Source organism: Acinetobacter higginsii (assembly GCF_000369525.1).
Taxonomy (GTDB): Bacteria; Pseudomonadota; Gammaproteobacteria; order Pseudomonadales; family Moraxellaceae; genus Acinetobacter; species Acinetobacter higginsii.
Genome location: NZ_KB850071.1, coordinates 95,822 through 114,636 on the forward strand (window position 1 = coordinate 95,822; position 18,815 = coordinate 114,636).

Genomic DNA, 18,815 nt, shown 5'->3' on the forward strand with positions numbered 1-18,815 from the left:
TTATTTAGAATACAATTCTACAATCAAGCTTTCGTTGATTTCAGCAGGTAAATCAGAACGATCTGGTGCAGCTTTAAACGTACCTTCTAACTTAGAATGGTCAATTTCCATCCAAGCAGGGATACCACGTTGAGCAGCTAATTCAATTGCGTTTTTAATACGTAATTGTTGTTTAGCGCCTTCGTGTACTGCAATTACATCACCAGCTTTAACTTGGATAGATGCAATGTTAACACGACGACCGTTCAAAGTGATGCTACGGTGAGATACTAACTGACGAGCTTCTGCACGTGTAGAACCAAAACCCATGCGATAAACAACGTTATCAAGACGGCTTTCAAGCAATTTCAACAAGTTTTCACCTGTTGCGCCTTTCACACGAGCAGCTTCTTTGTAGTAGTTACTAAATTGACGCTCTAACACACCGTACATACGACGTACTTTTTGTTTTTCACGTAATTGTAGTGAGTACTCTGATTGTTTGCTACCACGAGCTCCGCCATGTTGGCCAGGAGCTTTAGCATGTTTTTTAGTCTTAACGTCAAACGGTTTAACGCCAGATTTTAATTGCAGGTCTGTCCCTTCGCGGCGAGAGAGTTTGCATTTTGGACCAATATAACGAGCCATGAATGTTTCTCCTTACACGCGACGTTTTTTAGGTGGACGGCAACCGTTGTGCGGAATTGGAGTCACATCGGTAATGCTGTTAATTTTATAACCCACTGCACCTAATGCACGAACCGCAGATTCACGACCAGGACCAGGACCTTTTACAAGGACGTCCAAGTTTTTCAAACCGTAATCTAAAGCAGCTTTACCAGCAACTTCAGCAGCTACCTGAGCAGCAAACGGTGTTGATTTACGTGATCCACGGAAGCCTTGTCCACCTGAGGTAGCCCAAGCCAATGCATTACCTTGACGATCGGTAATCGTAACAATGGTGTTATTAAAAGAAGCGTGAATGTGTGCGACACCTTCAGAGACGGTACGAGTGACCTTCTTGCGTGCGCGAGTATCTTTAGCCATCTTTTAGCTTCCAGAAATCTTATTTCTTAATCGGTTTGCGCGGACCTTTACGGGTACGTGCGTTAGTTTTGGTGCGTTGTCCACGGACAGGCAAGCTGCGACGATGACGAAGACCGCGGTAGCAGCCTAAATCCATTAAACGTTTAATGTTCATGGAAATTTCGCGACGTAAATCACCTTCGGTCGGAACCTTAGCAACTTCTGCACGAATCGCATCAAGCTGAGCATCATCTAATTCACGGATCTTAGTAGTTTCAGCAATACCAACAGAAGCTAAGATATTCTTAGCAGTGTGGCGACCTACACCAAAAATATACGTGAGAGAGATAACAGCATGCTTGTTATCCGGAATGTTTACACCGGCAATACGAGCCATTCAATTTTCTCCAAAAAGGCAGTCAAGATAATCAACCGCCCCACAAAAATCTTGAGGGGCGGATAATAACCTAATTAGCCTACTGAAATCAACAGGTCTTAATTAAATTAACCTTGACGCTGCTTATGACGAGGTTCTGCGCTACAAATTACGCGAATAACCCCATTACGACGGATAACTTTACAGCTACCACAAATTTTCTTTACAGAAGCTTGTACTTTCATGATGAAACCTTCTAAGTGCGCTTATCCCTTAGGATGAGCAGTCGTTTTTCTCATTAACGTTTGATTATCATATTGATGCGAAGTAAGGTGCGCTTGGAGTTGCGCCATAAAGTCCATTACGACTACGACGACAATCAATAAAGATGTTCCACCCAAATGGAATGGAATACCAAACGAACTTTGCAGTACCATAGGCATTAAACACACTACAGTAATGTAAATTGCACCAATGAAGGTCAAACGGTTAAGAATATGATCTAAATAACGAGCCGTTTGCTCACCTGGGCGGATACCAGGCACATATGCCCCGCTACGCTTTAAATTCTCTGAAACTTCTTTCGGGCTAAAAACTAGCGCAGTATAGAAATAACAGAAGAAGATAATTAACGCGCCAAAGAGCATTAAATACAACGGCTGTCCAGGCGATAACACCAATGCCAGATCTTGTAGGCTGCGCTTCACAATCCCTGCATTTGGATCAGCACTTCCTAACCATTGTCCCAAGCTCGCTGGAAATAATAACAATGAGCTTGCAAAAATCGCTGGAATTACACCGGCCATGTTAATTTTTAACGGCAAATGCGTTTGCTGTGCAGTAAATACACGACGACCTTGCTGTTTTTGTGCGTAGTTCACTGGGATACGACGTTGTGCTTTTTCAATAAACACGATCGCAGCTAAAACGGCTAATGAGAGTAAACCGAATACAGCTAAACCAATTAAGCTACCCTGACCATTCTGTACAGACGTAAACGACTGAATCACAAGATTTGGCAAACCTGCCACAATACCTGCGAAAATGATCATCGAGATACCATTACCAACACCACGTTCGGTAATTTGCTCGCCCAACCACATCAAGAACATCGTCCCAGCAACTAACGAAGTTACTGCTGGGACGTAGAATGCCAGGCCTGACGTTAAGGTAATACCTTGACTAATCAAGCCAGCACACATCCCTACACCTTGCACGAGTGCAAGAAATAAGGTGCCGTAACGCGTATATTGATTGATCTTACGTTTGCCTTGCTCGCCTTCTTTTTTCAAAGCTTCTAGCGAAGGAACTACCGTAGACATTAACTGCACGATAATCGATGCAGAAATGTACGGCATAATCCCTAACGCCAGAATCGACATGCGTTCTAATGCACCACCAGAGAACATGTTAAATAAACCTAAGAAGGTACCTTCATTAGCTTTAAAAAACTGTGCTAGCGCTACATTATCAATCCCCGGCAACGGAATATGCGCTCCTAGTCGAAAGACCAATAACGCGCCAATCAAAAACATTAATCGACGAATAATTTCACGGTATTTCACATGAAATGGTTGGCCTTTCATCATGTTTACATGACCTGAAGAACTAGGAGTCATAGACACTCGAGATTACTCCTCGACTTTACCGCCAGCAGCTTCAACAGCAGCTTTAGCGCCTTTAGTCAACACAACACCTTTAACAGTGAATGCGCGAGTGATTTCACCAGAAAGAACGATGCGAGCACGAATTTGGTCACGACGAACAACATTCGCAGCTTTTAAAGTTTCAAGGCTAACAACATCACCTTCAACTTTATTCAACTCAGACAAACGTACTTCAGCAGTTTTCAAAGCGATTTGGCTAGTGAAACCGAATTTAGGCAAACGACGATATAACGCAGTTTGACCGCCTTCAAAGCCTGGACGAGTACCACCACTTTTACGTGAGTTTTGACCTTTGACACCACGGCCACCAGTCTTACCAACGCCAGAACCGATACCACGGCCTAAACGACGGTTATCACGCTTAGCACCTTCTGCAGGTGCAAGTTCATTTAAACGCAGAGTCATGGCTTATTCCTCTACACTAACCATATAGTAAACTTTGTTGACCATACCACGGTTAGAAGGCGTATCTTGCACTTCTACAGTATGACCAATACGACGCAGACCTAAACCTTTAAGGCAAAGTTTATGATTTTTTAAACGATGCGAAGAAGATTTAGTCTGGGTAACTTTAATCGTTTTCATGATTGATTACCCTTGAATTTGTTCTACTGAAAGACCACGTTTCGCAGCGACTTTCTCAGGAGAAGTCATATCACGCAAACCTTTGAAAGTTGCGTTTACTACGTTAGCAGCATTTGTAGAACCATAACATTTAGCAAGTACGTTATGTACACCTGCAGCTTCAAGAACAGCACGCATAGCGCCACCAGCAATTACGCCAGTACCTTCTGAAGCAGGTTGCATGTATACACGGCTTGCGCCATGACGAGCATTCACAGGGTGTTGTAAAGTAGTGCCCGCAAGGTCTACAGTAATCATGTTACGACGAGCAGCTTCAAGTGCTTTAGAAATAGCAGCTGGAACTTCACGTGCTTTACCACGACCAAAACCTACACGACCATTACCATCGCCCACAACAGTTAATGCTGTGAAAGAGAAGATACGACCACCTTTAACAACCTTGGCTACACGATCAACGGCAACCAGCTTTTCAACGAGACCTTCGTTTTGTTCAACTTTCGCCATGATTAGAACTCCAAGCCGCCTTCACGAGCAGCATCAGCCAAGGCTTTGATACGACCATGATATTTAAAACCAGAACGGTCAAATGCAACTTTGGTAACACCAGCTGCTTTAGCACGTTCTGCGATCAAAGCACCAACTTTCGTAGCTGCATCTACATTACCTGTAGTACCGCTACGTAAAGATGCATCTAAAGTTGAAGCTTGCGCTAAAACTTTTCCACCATCTGCTGAAATAACTTGCGCATAGATGTGACGCGGCGTGCGGTTTACACACAAACGAGTCGCACCCAATGCACGAATGTGCAAGCGTGTGCTTTTCGCACGACGCAAACGGGTTTGTTTCTTTTCGTTCATAAGAACCTCGCGCCTTATTTCTTCTTAGCTTCTTTACGAAGAATAACTTCATCCGAATAACGAACACCTTTACCTTTATATGGTTCAGGAGAACGGTATGCACGGATTTCCGCTGCCACTTGACCTAACAACTGCTTGTTTGCTGACTTCAAAATGATTTCAGTCGCAGTTGGAGTTTCCGCTGTTACACCTTCAGGTAAAGCGTAGTCAATCGGGTGTGAGTAACCAAGGTTAAGGTTTACAGAAGTACCCTTAACCGCAGCTTTATAACCAACACCAACAAGCTGTAACTTACGTTCGAAGCCTTCGCTAACACCTTTTACAAGGTTGTTCAATACAGCGCGAGCAGTACCAGCCTGCATCCAAGCGTCTTTCGACTCTTTAGCTGGAGCAAGTTGAAGTTTACCTTCTTCCTGTTTTAGCTCGACCAGCGCATGCAGGTTGAAAGACAATGTACCTTTGCTGCCTTTCACTTCGACCTGCCGGCCGTTCTGAGTAACTGTTACACCATTAGGTACAGTTACTGGGGCTTTAGCCACACGAGACATGAGGAATCACCTATTAAGAAACAAAAGCAATAACTTCACCACCAACGCCCGCAGCACGTGCAGCGCGATCAGTCATGATGCCTTTGCTTGTAGAAACAATTGCAATACCTAAACCTTGCTTAACGCTAGGAATTTTATCTTTACCGCGATATTGGCGTAGACCTGGACGGCTTACACGCTTAACGGTTTCGATAACTGGTTTGCCTTCGAAATATTTTAAAGTAATTGTCAAAGTAGATTTTGTTTCTTCAGAAGCAACTTCTACATTTGAAATATAACCTTCTTGTTGAAGTACGTTTGCAATAGCAACTTTCAACTTAGAAGAAGGCATAGAAACAGTTTGTTTCTTAGCCATTTGTGCGTTACGAACACGTGTTAGCATGTCGGCAACGGTATCTTGCATACTCATTTAGTCGCTCCTTACCAGCTTGCCTTAACAACGCCTGGTACATCACCCTGCATTACTGTGTCACGTAATTTGTTACGGCTTAAACCGAACTTACGGAAGTAACCATGAGGACGACCAGTTAAACCACAACGGTTACGAAGACGTACTGGAGATGCGTTACGTGGCAATGCCTGTAACTTTAATGTCGCTTCGAAACGTTCTTCGTCACTTGCATTTACATTAGCAATCGTTGCTTTTAATTCAGCACGTTTTGCAGCGTATTTAGCAACTGTCTTTTCGCGTTTCAATTCGCGATTAATCATACCTTTCTTAGCCATATCGACCTCTTATTTGAACGGGAAGCCGAATGCACGCATAAGCGCACGGCCTTCGTCATCGCTACGAGCAGTTGTCGTAATAGTGATGTCTAAACCACGGATACGATCAATCTTGTCAAAATCGATTTCAGGGAAAACGATTTGCTCTTTTAAACCCATAGAGTAGTTACCACGACCATCAAATGATTTCGAAGAGAAACCACGGAAGTCACGGATACGAGGGATTGCGATCGAGATCAAACGATCCAAGAATTCGTACATTTGGTCGCCGCGTAAAGTAACTTTACAACCGATCGGCCAACCATCACGGATTTTGAAACCAGCGATTGATTTACGAGCAAGTGTCACAACTGGTTTTTGACCAGCAATGAGTTGCATGTCAGCAACAGCGCCATCTAATAATTTCTTATCAGTTGCAGCTGCGCCTACACCCATGTTAAGAGTGATTTTTGTGATGCGAGGAATATCCATCACATTCTTAACGCTAAGTTCTTCTTGTAACTTTGCTTTAAGTTCGTCGTTGTAACGTGCTTTAAGTCTGGCCATTGCCTTTTCAACCTATTACTTCGCTACCGCCACTGATTCACCATTTGATTTATAAACACGAGTTTTCGCGCCATCAATCACTTGGTAACCAATACGGTCAGCCTTTTGGGTTGTAGCATTAAAAATTGCCACGTTTGAAATATGAAGCGTAGCCTCTTGAGTAACGATGCCGCCTTCAGCGCCAGTTACACGGTTTGGCTTTTGATGCTTCTTCACTAAGTTAAGGCCTTCGACCTTAACTCGATCTTCAGAAACTGACAAAACGATACCTTGTTTGCCTTTTTCTTTACCTGCGATCACAATTACTTGATCGCCTTTTTTAATCTTAGCCATGATTGCCTCTTATAGAACTTCAGGAGCCAATGAAATGATTTTCATGAACTGTTCAGTACGAAGTTCACGAGTCACTGGTCCGAAGATACGAGTAGCAATCGGAGCTTTGTTGTTGTTCAAAATAACAGCCGCGTTATCGTCGAAACGAATAACAGAACCGTCTGGACGACGGATGCCGAACTTTGTACGAACAACTACAGCATTCATCACGTCACCTTTTTTAACACGTGCGCGTGGAATTGCTTCTTTTACAGTAACTTTAATAATATCGCCAACTGAAGCATAACGACGGTGTGAACCACCAAGTACTTTAATACATTGTACGCGGCGTGCACCACTATTGTCTGCTACGTCGAGCATACTTTCGGTTTGAATCATTGCCCTACTCCAAAACCGAGCATCACCGGTCACAATTTCGAAAGGCTCAAAGAGTACTCGAAATTGTCCGATGATGCAACAAGAACGTCTAATTACTCAGCAGCAGCTTCAACTACTTCCACTAAAGTCCAAGCTTTAGTTTTAGAAATTGGGCGGCTTTCTTTGATGGTTACCAAGTCGCCTAATTTAGCAACATTGTTCTCATCATGAGCGTGTAATTTAGTTGAACGGCGGATTGATTTGCCATACAACGGGTGTTGAACGCGGCGTTCAATAAGCACAACAATAGACTTGTCCATTTTGTCGCTTACGACTTTGCCGGTTAACGTGCGGACTGTTTTTTCACTCATTGTCCGTTCCCCTGTTTTTCGGTAAGGAGTGTCTTAATACGAGCAATTGTCTTACGAGCAATTTGCACTTCATGCGATTTGCCTAGTTGACCAGTTGCTTTCGCCATACGAAGACGGAATTGGTTAAGCTGTTGCTCATCAAGCAAAGCTTTCAACTCTTCTACCGACTTTTCACGTAGATCTTTAGTTTTCATTACATCACCGTCCGAGTCACGATAGTGGTTTTAAACGGGAGTTTAGCAGCAGCTAAAGCAAAAGCTTCACGCGCTAACTCATCGCTAACACCTTCAATTTCGTACAGGATCTTACCTGGCTGGATCTGACAAACCCAGTATTCCACGCTACCCTTACCTTTACCCATACGTACTTCTAATGGTTTTTCGGTAATTGGTTTGTCTGGGAATACGCGGATGAAGATTTTACCACCACGTTTGATACGACGGCTAATGGTACGACGTGCAGCTTCAATCTGACGCGCAGTCATACGACCACGTTCAGTTGCTTTAATTGCAATCGAACCAAATGATACTGTACTACCACGGTGCGCTAGACCAGTGTTACGGCCTTTGTGCACTTTACGGAATTTGGTACGTTTAGGTTGCAACATGGATTATTCTCCCTTGTCAGCAGCACGGTCACCGCGACGACCACGACGCTCTTGACCTTCACCACGACCACGACCACGTTTAGCTGGACGCTCTTCAGCAGGAGCAGGGTTCATGACTTGTTTCATGCCACCTAAGATCTCGCCACGGAAAATCCAAACTTTAACACCGATCGTACCGTATGTTGTTTCTGCGCGCATAGTTGCATAGTCGATGTCAGCACGAAGCGTATGCAAAGGTACACGACCTTCACGATACCACTCAGTACGAGCAATCTCTGCACCACCTAAACGGCCAGAAACTTCAACTTTGATACCTTTAGCGCCAGCACGCATTGTGTTTTGAACCGCACGTTTCATAGCACGACGGAACATAACACGCTTTTCTAATTGAGAAGCAATCGCTTCAGCAACTAAACGTGCGTCCAAGTCAGGGCGATCAATTTCATTGATGCTAACTTGAGCTGGAACACCCATAATGTTGGTGAGTTCGCGCTGTAATTTCTCAATATCTTCGCCTTTTTTACCGATAACGATACCAGGACGAGCAGTACTAATTGTTACTTTAGCAGCGCCTGTAGGACGTTCGATAAGAATATTGCTGATCATCGCGTTTTTAAGTTTTTTAGTTAAAAACTCACGAACTTGAAGATCTTTAAGCAAGTATTCAGCATATTGTTTCGGACTCGCATACCAGTTAGCGTTATGACGTTTCACAACACCTAGGCGGATACCGATTGGATGAACCTTCTGACCCATATCAAACCCCTACCTTAACGGTGATGTGACAAGTACGCTTAGTAATACGATCTGCACGGCCTTTAGCACGTGGCATGATACGTTTAAGGCTCATGCCTTCATCAACGTAAATCGTAGTTACTTTAAGGTCATCAACATCTAAGCTGTTGTTGTGTTCAGCATTCGCGATTGCAGATTCAAGTGCTTTTTTAACAAGCACAGCTGCTTTCTTGTTGCTGAAGTTCAAAATGTCTATCGCACGTGCAACCGACTTACCACGGATCAAATCAGCAACTAAACGTGCTTTTTGTGCCGAGATAGCGGCACCGCGTAATTTAGCAGTTACTTCCATCATAGCACCTATTAACGTTTAGACTTCTTATCAACACCGTGACCACGATAGGTACGAGTTGGCGCGAATTCACCCAATTTATGACCAACCATGTGTTCAGTAACAATTACTGGAACGTGGTTACGGCCATTGTGAACAGAAATTGTTAAACCAACAAAGTCTGGAAGGATCATTGAACGACGTGACCAAGTTTTGATCGGCTTACGGTTGTTAGCAGCAATCGCAGCTTCAACCTTAGCGAACAAATGCGCGTCGACGAATGGACCTTTTTTTAATGAACGAGGCATTATTCAGATTCCCTTACTTGACGCGACGGTCGCGAATAATCATCTTAGTCGTACGCTTATTGGTACGTGTCTTGTACCCTTTAGCTTTTTGACCCCATGGACTTACAGGTTGAATACCTTTACTACGTCCTTCACCACCACCGTGTGGATGGTCTACTGGGTTCATCGCCATACCACGAACGGTAGGACGAATACCACGCCAGCGCGCAGCACCAGCTTTACCCAATGAACGAAGGTTGCTTTCTTGGTTAGAAACTTCACCAATTACAGCACGACATTCAACGTGGACTTTACGCATTTCACCAGAACGTAAACGAACGATAGCGTAAGAACCATCACGACCCAACAACTGAACTGAAGTACCAGCAGAACGTGCTAATTGAGCACCTTTACCGATTTTAAGTTCAAGGTTGTGAAGTGTAGAACCGATTGGCATGTTGCGAAGTGGCAAGCAGTTACCTGGACGAATTGGAGCATCGTTACCAGATTGTACTTTATCACCAGCACGTAGGCCTTTAGGCGCAATGATGTAACGACGCTCACCGTCAGCATATTTCAATAAAGCAATATGAGCTGTACGGTTAGGATCGTATTCAATACGCTCTACAGTCGCAGGGATACTGTCTTTGTTACGTTTAAAGTCAACAATACGGTAGTTTTGCTTATGACCACCACCCACGTGACGTGTAGTGATGTGACCATTATTATTACGACCACCAGTACGTTTTTTAGCTTCTACCAACGGTGCATAAGGAGCGCCTTTGTGAAGATGGTCATGAACCACTTTCTCTACAAAGCGACGTCCTGGAGACGTTGGCTTACATTTTTGAATTGGCATAATTCTCGTCCTTATTCCGCTGCGTTTTCAGCGGTATCGCCCAAGTCAGCCATTTCTACATCTTGGCCAGCTTTCAGGGTGACGTATGCTTTTTTCACATCAGAACGACGTCCTAATGTTTTACCAAAGCGTTTTGTTTTACCTTTAGTGATCGTTGTATTGATTTTTACAACTTCAACACCAAAGAGCTGCTCAACTGCTTTCTTGATTTCAAGTTTGTTTGCATTTAATGCAACTTTGAACACTTGAACACCAGCAGTATCACCTAAAACTTGTGCTTTTTCTGAGAATACTGGTCCTAATAGGACTTGATAGATACGTTCGTTGTTCATCCGAGTTCTACCTCAATTTTCTTAGCAGCAGCTACAGACATTACAACTTTATCAAATGCGATCAAGCTAACAGGATCAATAGCAGTAGCATCAACCACATCAACGTGTGGAAGGTTGCGAGCTGCGAGATACAAGTTCTCATCTACAGCATCTGTAATGATCAATGCGCGAGTTGCATTCAAGTCTGTAAGTTTTGCAAGCAAGTCTTTAGTTTTTGGAGCTGCAACAGCAAACTCTTCAACTAATACAAGACGATCTTGGCGAACAAGTTCAGCTAAGATACATTGCATTGCACCGCGGTACATCTTACGGTTTACTTTTTGAGACCAATCTTGTGGGCGAGCAGCAAAAGTTTTACCACCACCAACCCAGATAGGGCTACGAATAGAACCCGCACGAGCGCGACCAGTACCTTTTTGACGGAATGGCTTTTTACCACCGCCAGAAACATCTGCACGTGATTTGTGAGCACGAGTACCTTGACGACCACCAGCTAAGTAAGCTGTAACAACTTGGTGTACAAGAGCTTCGTTAAATTCACGTCCGAAAGCAACTTCAGACAATTCAACAGCAGAGCCGGAAACAGTTTTTAAATTCACAGTATTTCCCCTCAGGCCTTGATGGTAGGACGTACAACAACGTCACCGCCAGTTGAACCAGGAATAGCACCCTTAACAACTAAAACAGAACGTTCAGCGTCAATAGATACAATTTCAAGACCTTGAACTGTTACGCGTTCGTCACCTAAGTGACCAGCCATTTTCTTGCCTTTGAACACGCGACCAGGTGTCTGGTTTTGACCTGTAGAACCTAATACACGGTGAGATACAGAGTTACCATGAGTAGCATCTTGCGTACGGAAATTCCAACGCTTAACACCACCTTGGAAACCTTTACCTTTTGACTGACCAGTTACGTCAACAATTTGACCAACTGTGAACAGATCAACACCGATAGAAGCACCCACTTCACGGCCTTCAAGCTCAGCTTCAGTAACACGGAACTCTTTAACTAAACGACCAGCAGCAACACCCGCTTTCGCGAAGTGACCTTTCTGAGCGTTAGTTACGCGCGATTCGCGACGTTCACCAGTAGTTACTTGAATTGCTTGATAACCATCAGTTTCAAGTGTTTTGATTTGCGTAATGCGGTTTGGATCGACTTCGATAACTGTAACAGGTACAGATACACCAGCATCTGTAAAGACGCGAGTCATACCACATTTGCGACCGACTAAACCAATAGCCATGTGCATAAACCTCTAAAAAAGCGGCCTAATTAACTTAAAAAGTTAATCAACCGAAAGCCTTAACCCAAAGCGATCTGAACATCAACACCAGCAGCAAGATCTAACTTCATCAATGCATCAACAGTTTTATCTGTTGGTTGAACGATGTCGATCAAACGCTTATAAGTGCGGATTTCGTACTGATCACGAGCGTCTTTGTTGACGTGTGGTGAAGTAAGAACGTTGAAGCGTTCGATGCGAGTAGGCATCGGAATTGGACCACACACTTGTGCGCCAGTACGCTTAGCGGTTTCTACGATCTCTTGAGCAGATTGATCAATCAGACGATGATCAAAAGACTTCAAACGGATACGAATTCTCTGGTTAGACATACCAGTAAACTCCAAGCCAAATATATAAAGAATCACCCATGACGCACCTCACCATTCTGGTAAGTGTCAAGGGCAGTGAAAATCACTAAGGTCATGATCGATGCCACGACTGTAATGCGTTAACTACTTTCTTCGTAGTAAACGCCCTCCATTTGAGGGTCGCTCATTATAACGATTGTTTAAGTCTTATGCAATTCTTCTTTTCATTTTTTAAGCAATCAATCCTGCTATGCACTCACAACATAATCGATTGCTTGATTCAGCAAACGATTCCCCTGTTCAAATTTACTTTTGATGGTTCTTTTTAATTCAGATATCGGTTGTACATATTCACCATTAAAAACCGCCATATCCTCTTCATTCTCAATCAACAGTGCCAAGGTCTGTGGTGTCATTTCTGGATGAAACTGAAACCCAAGAACATTACGCCCAATCTGATACATTTGATTTCGGCAGACTTTATTCTCGGCTAAACGCACCCCACCCTTTGGAATTTCAAAAGTTTCGCTATGCCATTGCAATATATTCAATTGCTCTGGAATCTGAAAATAATCCTCAGGTATATGCGAGGCACGCCCCACATCCATCCAGCCTAATTCTTGGTACGGATTACGACTCACGGCTGCCCCCAAGGCATTGGCAATTAACTGACCACCCAAGCACAAACCAATCGCAGGCTTACCCGCAGCCAAATAACGTCGCAACCATCTTTTTTCGAGTTTTAACCACGGATAATTTGCTTCATCATTCACACTCATGGTACCCCCCATGATAATCAGTAGATCAACTTCATCTACTCGTGGTAAGGCCTCCAACTCCAATGGTAAATCGACGGGTAATGCAAAAAACTCGGTTGCGGTAATTTTTGCTTTATGTGCTTTTAAAAAGTCATAGCAACTGCCAAAACCCTCGCCAGCAATGTGCTGAAAATAATGCACTCTTAAATGCGACTTCATGCGCTAAAACCTATTGTAGTTAGAATGATACTTAGTCTTAGCAAAAATAAAGCCAGTTTTGAGCAATCGTATTAATCCGTACCGATTCTGTACAAAAGCAGCGCAACACTAGCGGCTTTGTTGATTTTCTCTTAACCTAAGTCATTATATTGATTTAGCCCATGCCCCATGACAACACACAATAAAGCACAAACCAATCTAATTCATGCACCACGCCAAGCCCCTCAATACATTGAAACCGTACAACCTCCCTTATTTCGTGCATCGACCATTATTTTTAAAAACACGTCGCACCTTTTTGAGCGCCATTGGACCGATGCATATGACTATAGTTATGGCACACACGGCACCCCGACGACGTTTACATTAGGGGACAACATTGCCCAAATTGAAGGCGGACGTTATTGCTTGCTTGCACCAAGCGGTTTATCTGCGATTAATCTCGTGAATAGTACGGTTTTAGGATCAGGTGATGAGGTTTGGGTCGCCGATAATATTTATGGCCCTAATCTTGAGCATTTAAATCATCTGCAAAATCGTTATGGCATCAGCGTTAAAATTTATAATCCAATTGATGCTAATAGTTTTCAACCGACTGAAAAAGCGAAATTGATTTGGCTCGAAGCAGCAGGATCAGTCACTTTAGAATTTCCCGATTTAAAGAACTTGGTTAAAAAAGCACAACAGGCCAATGTACTTACCGCACTGGATAATACATGGGGCGCAGGGCTGGCTTTCAATGCGTTTGATTTCTCAGATGAGCATCTCACTGTTGATATTACAGTTCATGCACTGACCAAATATCCAAGCGGTGGTGGCGATATCTTAATGGGTTCTGTAGTCACAAATGACCAAGCACTCCATCACAAACTCTATCGTATGCATGCCATCCAAGGAGTTTCAGTTTCAGGTGACGATACGGCACAAATCCAACGCAGCTTGGCGCATATGTCTTTACGCTATGAACAGCAAGCGCAAAGTGCACTCACCCTATTGAATTGGTTAAAACAACAACCACAATTTAACCAAGTCCTTCATCCAAGCGATCCTGATGCAGCAGGCCATCAGTTCTGGACAGAAATTTGCAGCACTGGCAAAAGTGCAGGCTTGGTCAGTGTTATTTTCAAACCAGAATATGATCTAGCCACGATCCGAAAGTTCTGCGACAGCCTGACGCTGTTTAAACTCGGATTTAGTTGGGGCGGTCCTATCAGTCTGGCAATGCTATATGACTTAAAACAAATGCGTACTTTGGAAAATACACATTTACAACAAGGTTTATTGGTTCGCTTCTGTATAGGACTAGAACATCCAGAAGATTTAATTCAAGATATTCAAAACGCATTAAAACAGCTCGATTGAGATTAAAAACAGGTGAAGAATGAGTACACCAATCGTTATTGCAAAAAAAACCACTGATACAACACAAGATATTGTTTTACATTCTAAATTTGCAAACCGACATGGTCTGATTGCAGGTGCGACAGGAACCGGTAAAACCGTTACACTAAAAGTGATGGCGGAAAGCTTTTCTCGTATTGGCGTACCCGTCTTTCTTGCTGATGCCAAAGGGGATGTCTCTAGTCTTGCCAAAGCGGGCAGCAGCAATCCTAAATTTGAGGAGCGTCTGAAAAGCCTGCAACTAGATGCAATTCCTTTTGCAGCATCTCCCGTTATCTTTTGGGATTTATTCGGTCAGCAAGGCCATCCGATTCGTACCACCATTTCAGAGATTGGTCCCTTATTACTGGCACAAATGCTGAATCTGAATGACACCCAAGAAGGTGTGCTTTCAGCTGTGTTTCGTGTTGCCGATGATCAAGGTTTACTGCTGATCGATTTTAAAGATCTAAAAGCTATGCTGACTTATGTCAGTGAAAATGCTGCCAGCCTCAAAGCCGAATATGGCAACCTTTCCCCTGCCAGTCTGGGTGCAATTCAACGTAATCTACTGGCTTTAGGTGATCAAGGCGGTGAACAGTTCTTCGGTGAACCAAGCCTGAATATTCTCGATTTCATTCAAACTGATACCAATGGTCATGGCTATATCAATATCTTGGCTGCAGATAAGCTGATGAACACCCCAAAGCTATATGCCACTTTCCTGCTTTGGATGATGTCTGAACTATTTGAGCAGTTGCCTGAAGTCGGCGATATGGATAAGCCAAAGTTGGTATTCTTCTTCGATGAAGCGCATTTACTATTTGATAATGCCAGTCCTGCTTTGCAACAAAAGATTGAACAAGTGGTGCGTTTGATCCGTTCTAAAGGTGTGGGGATTTATTTCATTACCCAAAATCCACTGGATCTGCCTGAAAGCGTATTAGGGCAATTGGGTAACCGTGTACAACATGCCTTACGTGCATTTACCCCCAAAGACCAAAAGGCAGTCAAAACTGCAGCGGATACTTTCCGTGCCAATCCAGAGTTTAAAGTCGATCAAGCAATTACTGAACTTGCCGTTGGTGAAGCATTGATTAGTTGCCTAGATGAACAAGGGACGCCACAGATTGTGGAGCGCGGTTGGGTGATGCCTCCTTACACCTCCTTTACCCCGATCACGCCTGAAGAACGCCAAGTGATTATTGGGCAAAGTATTGTGGCGGGTGTCTACGACCAAGCCGTGGATCGCGACAGTGCCTATGAAATGCTACAGAAAAAAGTGCTGCAACAGTCGCAACAAAAAGAAGCAGATGAGTTAGCCAAACAGCAAAGCAAAGAGCAAGATGCTTTGGCCAAGCAACAAGCCAAAGAACAAGAACGTTTTGCCCGTGAGCAACAAAAAGCCGCAGAAAAGTCACAGCGTGATCGTGAGAAACTCACTCAAGATATCGTCGGTACTTTTGCCAAGAGTGCAGCACGTAGTTTGGGCGGGACGACTGGACAAAAAATTGTTCGTGGCTTACTCGGTTCTTTATTTGGTAAATAATAAAACCTTAGCTAATTGTAAATTAAGGGATAATTTAATATCCCTTAATTTTTTTATGGATTTTATTTAAATATGCATTGCAAATACACCTTATAAGATGTATTTTAAATACATCTTATAAATGATAGCCAAGAGAGATCAAGCATGACTCCACAGCAAATTGACCTAGTAAAGGCCACTGTTCCGGTCCTACGCGAAAATGGTGTTGCACTGACTGGATACTTTTATAACCGCATGTTAGGTAATCATCCCGAATTAAAAGAAACCTTTAATATGGGACACCAACGCAGTGGGGCTCAAGCACAGGCACTTGCAGGTGCAGTTTTGGCGTATGCAGAAAATATTGAAGACCCTTCTGTGCTTTTGCCTGTGGTTGAAATGATTGCGCATAAACACGTGAGCTTGAATATTCAATCCCCTGACTACGGCATTGTCGGTGAAAACCTTTTGCACTCAATTAGTGAAGTCCTCAATATTTCAATGGAAGATCCATTGATTGCTGCATGGGCTGCCGCTTATGGTCAATTGGCTGATCTATTTATCAGTACTGAAAAAGCCATTTATGATCAACACCAACAAACCCAAGGCAGCTGGTTAGGCTGGCGTAATTTCAAAATCGCCAAAAAAGTGGTGGAAAGTGATGAGATTACCTCGTTCTACCTTGCCCCTGTAGACGGCGGCGCATTACCGCATTATGAAGCAGGCCAATATATTTCTGTCCGCGTGTTTGTCCCTGAACTCAATTTAAGACAACCGCGTCAGTACACGCTTTCAACCAGTCCGCAAGCTGACTATTTACGTATCTCAGTGAAACGTGAAGATGAAAAAGGCGAACTTGCAGGTGGCTGGGTATCTAGTACTTTACATGGCTTAGCTGAAGGCTCAGAAATTGAAGTGTCTGCACCAACAGGTAATTTCTATCTGATCGATAGCAGCAAGCGTAATGTCTTTATCAGTGGTGGTGTTGGTCTAACCCCAATGATTGCAATGTTGAACCAATTGGTAACTTTAGATATGCCGCAACCCGTGAATTTCATTCATGCCTGCCGCAGCAGCCAAGTGCATGCCATGAAGCAGCATATCCAAGAGCTTAAAACCAACTATCCACGTTTAAGCACATTTACGGCATATGAGTTTCCACACGAAAATGACAACCTTGGTGAAGACTACGATGTTGCTGGACGTTTAGATTTAAGCAGCATCGATGCTGCACTATTACCCGCCAATGCTGATTATTATTTATGTGGCCCAATGCCATTTATGGCAGCGCAACATCAGGCACTGGTTGCTCGTGGTATTCCTGCTGCCAACATTCACAGCGAAGCCTTTGGCACAGGTGGCGTTAAACTCAGCTAAGCCACACTACATTTTGCATGGGGCTAGTCTATGTTAGACTAGCCCTTTCTATTTCTTGCACTAGATTGAGTGAAACCACATGCAACTCAATAAGTTTACTGATTATGCACTCAGAATTTTGATGTATGTCGCTCGTCCGAGTGATGTACCTTATACGATTGCAGATATCGCAGAAGACTTACATGTGTCGCAAAACCACTTGGTTAAAGTCGTGCACTTCATGGGTAAGCAACACTGGATTGTAACCATTCGCGGCAAAGGTGGTGGCCTGCGCCTCAATCCGGAAGCCAAGAATCTGAAATTAGGTGCGATTGTTCGAACCTTACAAGGGAATCATCAAATTGTTGAATGTAATACCCCTCCTTGCGTACTTCGAGCCAACTGCGGACTAAAAGGAATTTTAGATCAAGCCTTAGAATGCTTTTATCAAAGCCTTGATCAATATACGCTTGGCGAAGTCGTCCAACAGGGCATTATCCCCTCTTCCACACGCTCAAATATCGATTTTTTAGAGCTGATTCAAAAAGCTTAAAATCACATACAGATGAAGGATTCGCACGAATGCCTCACATCCTTTATAATGGTCGTTGCTATTTCTATTCAAAAGTAAGCTTCTATGCGTCGCAGTGAAAAATCGAAAGATACCAAAGCCAGACTCGCACCTAAACAAAAAATCAGTTATGAAAAAAAGGCTGACCCTGCATTAACTGAATATGCAGTACAGTCTTTAACTTGGTTACGCCAAGCTGAATTTTTGATGAGTGCGCCGAAACTGGCTTTATGCGTAGAAGATACAGGTTATGAAATCGCATTTGCCGGCCGCTCCAATGCTGGTAAATCAAGTGCAATCAACACCTTGACCAATCAAAAACAACTGGCACGTGCTTCAAAAAGACCGGGCCGCACCCAAATGATCAACTTTTTCAGCTTGGGCAATCCAGATCAGCGCTTGGTCGACTTACCAGGTTATGGTTATGCAGCGGTTCCTGAAGCAATGAAAATCGTCTGGCAAAAAGAACTCGAAAATTATCTGATCCACCGTAAAAGCTTACAAGGCTTGGTATTATTGATGGATATTCGCCATCCTTTACAGCACTTTGACTTGATGATGCTGGAATGGGCACATTCACGTCATTTATTTGTCCATATCCTGCTGACCAAGGCAGATAAGCTCAATCGTGGTCCTGCCAATGAAGTTTTATTTGATGTAAAACAGCAATTGAAGAAAATGAAACTCGATTTCTCAATTCAACTGTTCTCATCGCTTAATCGCATTGGCTTAGAAGAACTAGCAACTGTCATGGCAGGTCGTTTGAATTACACCCTTGATCAACCGACAGAATTTGACCTCAGCCAAATCCCTGAAGCCTCAGAAACCGACATCCAAGAATAAAAAGTGCATTTTATGCAACTTGATGCATAAAATAATTTT

General features: G+C 43.4%; 31 protein-coding genes and 1 pseudogene. 5 read left to right on the plus strand and 27 right to left on the minus strand.

The annotated features are described in order from the left end of the window. The 27 genes and pseudogenes from rpsD to F902_RS03720 all read right to left on the minus strand — a co-directional run bounded on the left by rpsD (position 1) and on the right by F902_RS03720 (position 13,098). On the minus strand, positions 1–627 hold the full coding sequence (rpsD, locus tag F902_RS03595; protein WP_004657698.1) for a 30S ribosomal protein S4: 627 nt from the start codon (positions 625–627) through the stop codon (positions 1–3). A 12-nt stretch (positions 628–639) separates the two neighbouring features. After that, a complete protein-coding gene (gene rpsK, locus F902_RS03600) occupies positions 640–1,026 on the minus strand; it encodes a 30S ribosomal protein S11 (RefSeq protein WP_004281491.1) in 387 nt (128 codons plus the stop codon). A gap of 19 nt (positions 1,027–1,045) precedes the next feature. Beyond that, the gene (gene rpsM / locus F902_RS03605; protein WP_005201198.1) at positions 1,046–1,402 is read right to left on the minus strand and encodes a 30S ribosomal protein S13; all 357 of its coding nucleotides are present in this window, start codon (positions 1,400–1,402) and stop codon (positions 1,046–1,048) included. Positions 1,403–1,509: 107 nt separating this feature from the next. Next, complete coding sequence (rpmJ, locus tag F902_RS22000; protein WP_000867907.1) at positions 1,510–1,626, minus strand: 50S ribosomal protein L36; 117 nt, start codon at positions 1,624–1,626, stop codon at positions 1,510–1,512. 21 nt (positions 1,627–1,647) lie between these two features. Further along, entirely contained in the window at positions 1,648–2,967 is a 1,320-nt protein-coding gene (gene secY, locus F902_RS03610; RefSeq protein ID WP_171061115.1) for a preprotein translocase subunit SecY, read from the minus strand. A gap of 45 nt (positions 2,968–3,012) precedes the next feature. After that, a complete protein-coding gene (rplO, locus tag F902_RS03615) occupies positions 3,013–3,453 on the minus strand; it encodes a 50S ribosomal protein L15 (protein WP_004804120.1) in 441 nt (146 codons plus the stop codon). 3 nt (positions 3,454–3,456) lie between these two features. Further along, positions 3,457–3,633: a 50S ribosomal protein L30 gene (gene rpmD, locus F902_RS03620; RefSeq protein ID WP_004804119.1), complete on the minus strand. Its 177-nt coding sequence runs from the start codon at positions 3,631–3,633 to the stop codon at positions 3,457–3,459. Between the two features lie 6 nt (positions 3,634–3,639). Beyond that, positions 3,640–4,137, minus strand: coding sequence for a 30S ribosomal protein S5 (rpsE, locus tag F902_RS03625; protein WP_004657688.1), 498 nt, complete (start codon positions 4,135–4,137; stop codon positions 3,640–3,642). Between the two features lie 2 nt (positions 4,138–4,139). Continuing rightward, on the minus strand, positions 4,140–4,490 hold the full coding sequence (gene rplR, locus F902_RS03630) for a 50S ribosomal protein L18 (protein ID WP_004775881.1): 351 nt from the start codon (positions 4,488–4,490) through the stop codon (positions 4,140–4,142). Between the two features lie 14 nt (positions 4,491–4,504). Continuing rightward, positions 4,505–5,038, minus strand: a complete 534-nt coding sequence (rplF, locus tag F902_RS03635) for a 50S ribosomal protein L6 (protein ID WP_004804118.1) — start codon at positions 5,036–5,038, stop codon at positions 4,505–4,507. A gap of 13 nt (positions 5,039–5,051) precedes the next feature. Beyond that, the gene (rpsH, locus tag F902_RS03640; RefSeq protein ID WP_004804117.1) at positions 5,052–5,447 is read right to left on the minus strand and encodes a 30S ribosomal protein S8; all 396 of its coding nucleotides are present in this window, start codon (positions 5,445–5,447) and stop codon (positions 5,052–5,054) included. 11 nt (positions 5,448–5,458) lie between these two features. Beyond that, positions 5,459–5,764 (minus strand): 30S ribosomal protein S14, encoded by a 306-nt coding sequence (gene rpsN / locus F902_RS03645; RefSeq protein WP_004641050.1) that lies wholly within the window; start codon positions 5,762–5,764, stop codon positions 5,459–5,461. A gap of 9 nt (positions 5,765–5,773) precedes the next feature. Beyond that, on the minus strand, positions 5,774–6,310 hold the full coding sequence (gene rplE, locus F902_RS03650; protein ID WP_004804116.1) for a 50S ribosomal protein L5: 537 nt from the start codon (positions 6,308–6,310) through the stop codon (positions 5,774–5,776). Between the two features lie 15 nt (positions 6,311–6,325). Further along, the gene (gene rplX, locus F902_RS03655) at positions 6,326–6,643 is read right to left on the minus strand and encodes a 50S ribosomal protein L24 (RefSeq protein ID WP_004804115.1); all 318 of its coding nucleotides are present in this window, start codon (positions 6,641–6,643) and stop codon (positions 6,326–6,328) included. Positions 6,644–6,652: 9 nt separating this feature from the next. Continuing rightward, positions 6,653–7,021, minus strand: a complete 369-nt coding sequence (gene rplN / locus F902_RS03660; RefSeq protein WP_004657680.1) for a 50S ribosomal protein L14 — start codon at positions 7,019–7,021, stop codon at positions 6,653–6,655. Between the two features lie 92 nt (positions 7,022–7,113). Then, on the minus strand, positions 7,114–7,371 hold the full coding sequence (rpsQ, locus tag F902_RS03665) for a 30S ribosomal protein S17 (RefSeq protein ID WP_004657679.1): 258 nt from the start codon (positions 7,369–7,371) through the stop codon (positions 7,114–7,116). Beyond that, positions 7,368–7,565: a 50S ribosomal protein L29 gene (gene rpmC, locus F902_RS03670; RefSeq protein WP_000849927.1), complete on the minus strand. Its 198-nt coding sequence runs from the start codon at positions 7,563–7,565 to the stop codon at positions 7,368–7,370. Before rpmC ends, rpsQ begins: the two co-directional genes overlap by 4 nt. Beyond that, positions 7,565–7,978: a 50S ribosomal protein L16 gene (gene rplP / locus F902_RS03675; RefSeq protein ID WP_004657678.1), complete on the minus strand. Its 414-nt coding sequence runs from the start codon at positions 7,976–7,978 to the stop codon at positions 7,565–7,567. The genes rpmC and rplP overlap by 1 nt, the downstream gene beginning before the upstream one ends. Beyond that, positions 7,918–8,734, minus strand: a pseudogene (gene rpsC, locus F902_RS03680) (30S ribosomal protein S3). Before rpsC ends, rplP begins: the two are co-directional and overlap by 61 nt. Before the next feature lies 1 nt (position 8,735). After that, the gene (rplV, locus tag F902_RS03685) at positions 8,736–9,065 is read right to left on the minus strand and encodes a 50S ribosomal protein L22 (RefSeq protein WP_004657676.1); all 330 of its coding nucleotides are present in this window, start codon (positions 9,063–9,065) and stop codon (positions 8,736–8,738) included. 11 nt (positions 9,066–9,076) lie between these two features. After that, positions 9,077–9,352 carry a 30S ribosomal protein S19 gene (gene rpsS / locus F902_RS03690; protein ID WP_004641066.1) on the minus strand — a complete coding sequence of 92 codons (276 nt, stop codon included), beginning with the start codon at positions 9,350–9,352 and terminating at the stop codon, positions 9,077–9,079. A gap of 13 nt (positions 9,353–9,365) precedes the next feature. Beyond that, positions 9,366–10,190, minus strand: coding sequence for a 50S ribosomal protein L2 (gene rplB, locus F902_RS03695; RefSeq protein WP_004804114.1), 825 nt, complete (start codon positions 10,188–10,190; stop codon positions 9,366–9,368). 11 nt (positions 10,191–10,201) lie between these two features. Further along, on the minus strand, positions 10,202–10,522 hold the full coding sequence (gene rplW, locus F902_RS03700) for a 50S ribosomal protein L23 (RefSeq protein ID WP_004641070.1): 321 nt from the start codon (positions 10,520–10,522) through the stop codon (positions 10,202–10,204). Further along, positions 10,519–11,121, minus strand: coding sequence for a 50S ribosomal protein L4 (gene rplD, locus F902_RS03705; protein WP_004804113.1), 603 nt, complete (start codon positions 11,119–11,121; stop codon positions 10,519–10,521). Before rplD ends, rplW begins: the two co-directional genes overlap by 4 nt. Before the next feature lie 11 nt (positions 11,122–11,132). Beyond that, positions 11,133–11,771, minus strand: coding sequence for a 50S ribosomal protein L3 (gene rplC, locus F902_RS03710; protein ID WP_004775888.1), 639 nt, complete (start codon positions 11,769–11,771; stop codon positions 11,133–11,135). 59 nt (positions 11,772–11,830) lie between these two features. After that, positions 11,831–12,142, minus strand: coding sequence for a 30S ribosomal protein S10 (gene rpsJ / locus F902_RS03715; protein ID WP_000070912.1), 312 nt, complete (start codon positions 12,140–12,142; stop codon positions 11,831–11,833). A gap of 227 nt (positions 12,143–12,369) precedes the next feature. Further along, the gene (locus tag F902_RS03720) at positions 12,370–13,098 is read right to left on the minus strand and encodes a type 1 glutamine amidotransferase (protein WP_005201207.1); all 729 of its coding nucleotides are present in this window, start codon (positions 13,096–13,098) and stop codon (positions 12,370–12,372) included. Positions 13,099–13,266: 168 nt separating this feature from the next. On the opposite strand from F902_RS03720, the gene F902_RS03725 reads away from it, so the two are divergent. The 5 genes from F902_RS03725 to yihA all read left to right on the plus strand — a co-directional run bounded on the left by F902_RS03725 (position 13,267) and on the right by yihA (position 18,776). Next, entirely contained in the window at positions 13,267–14,460 is a 1,194-nt protein-coding gene (locus tag F902_RS03725; protein ID WP_005201208.1) for a PLP-dependent transferase, read from the plus strand. Positions 14,461–14,479: 19 nt separating this feature from the next. Beyond that, on the plus strand, positions 14,480–16,027 hold the full coding sequence (locus F902_RS03730; protein WP_005201210.1) for a helicase HerA-like domain-containing protein: 1,548 nt from the start codon (positions 14,480–14,482) through the stop codon (positions 16,025–16,027). A 144-nt stretch (positions 16,028–16,171) separates the two neighbouring features. Continuing rightward, complete coding sequence (gene hmpA, locus F902_RS03735) at positions 16,172–17,383, plus strand: NO-inducible flavohemoprotein (RefSeq protein ID WP_005201212.1); 1,212 nt, start codon at positions 16,172–16,174, stop codon at positions 17,381–17,383. A gap of 79 nt (positions 17,384–17,462) precedes the next feature. Beyond that, entirely contained in the window at positions 17,463–17,915 is a 453-nt protein-coding gene (locus F902_RS03740; protein ID WP_005147145.1) for an RrF2 family transcriptional regulator, read from the plus strand. 84 nt (positions 17,916–17,999) lie between these two features. After that, positions 18,000–18,776, plus strand: a complete 777-nt coding sequence (gene yihA / locus F902_RS03745) for a ribosome biogenesis GTP-binding protein YihA/YsxC (RefSeq protein WP_005201214.1) — start codon at positions 18,000–18,002, stop codon at positions 18,774–18,776. Positions 18,777–18,815: the final 39 nt, after the last annotated feature.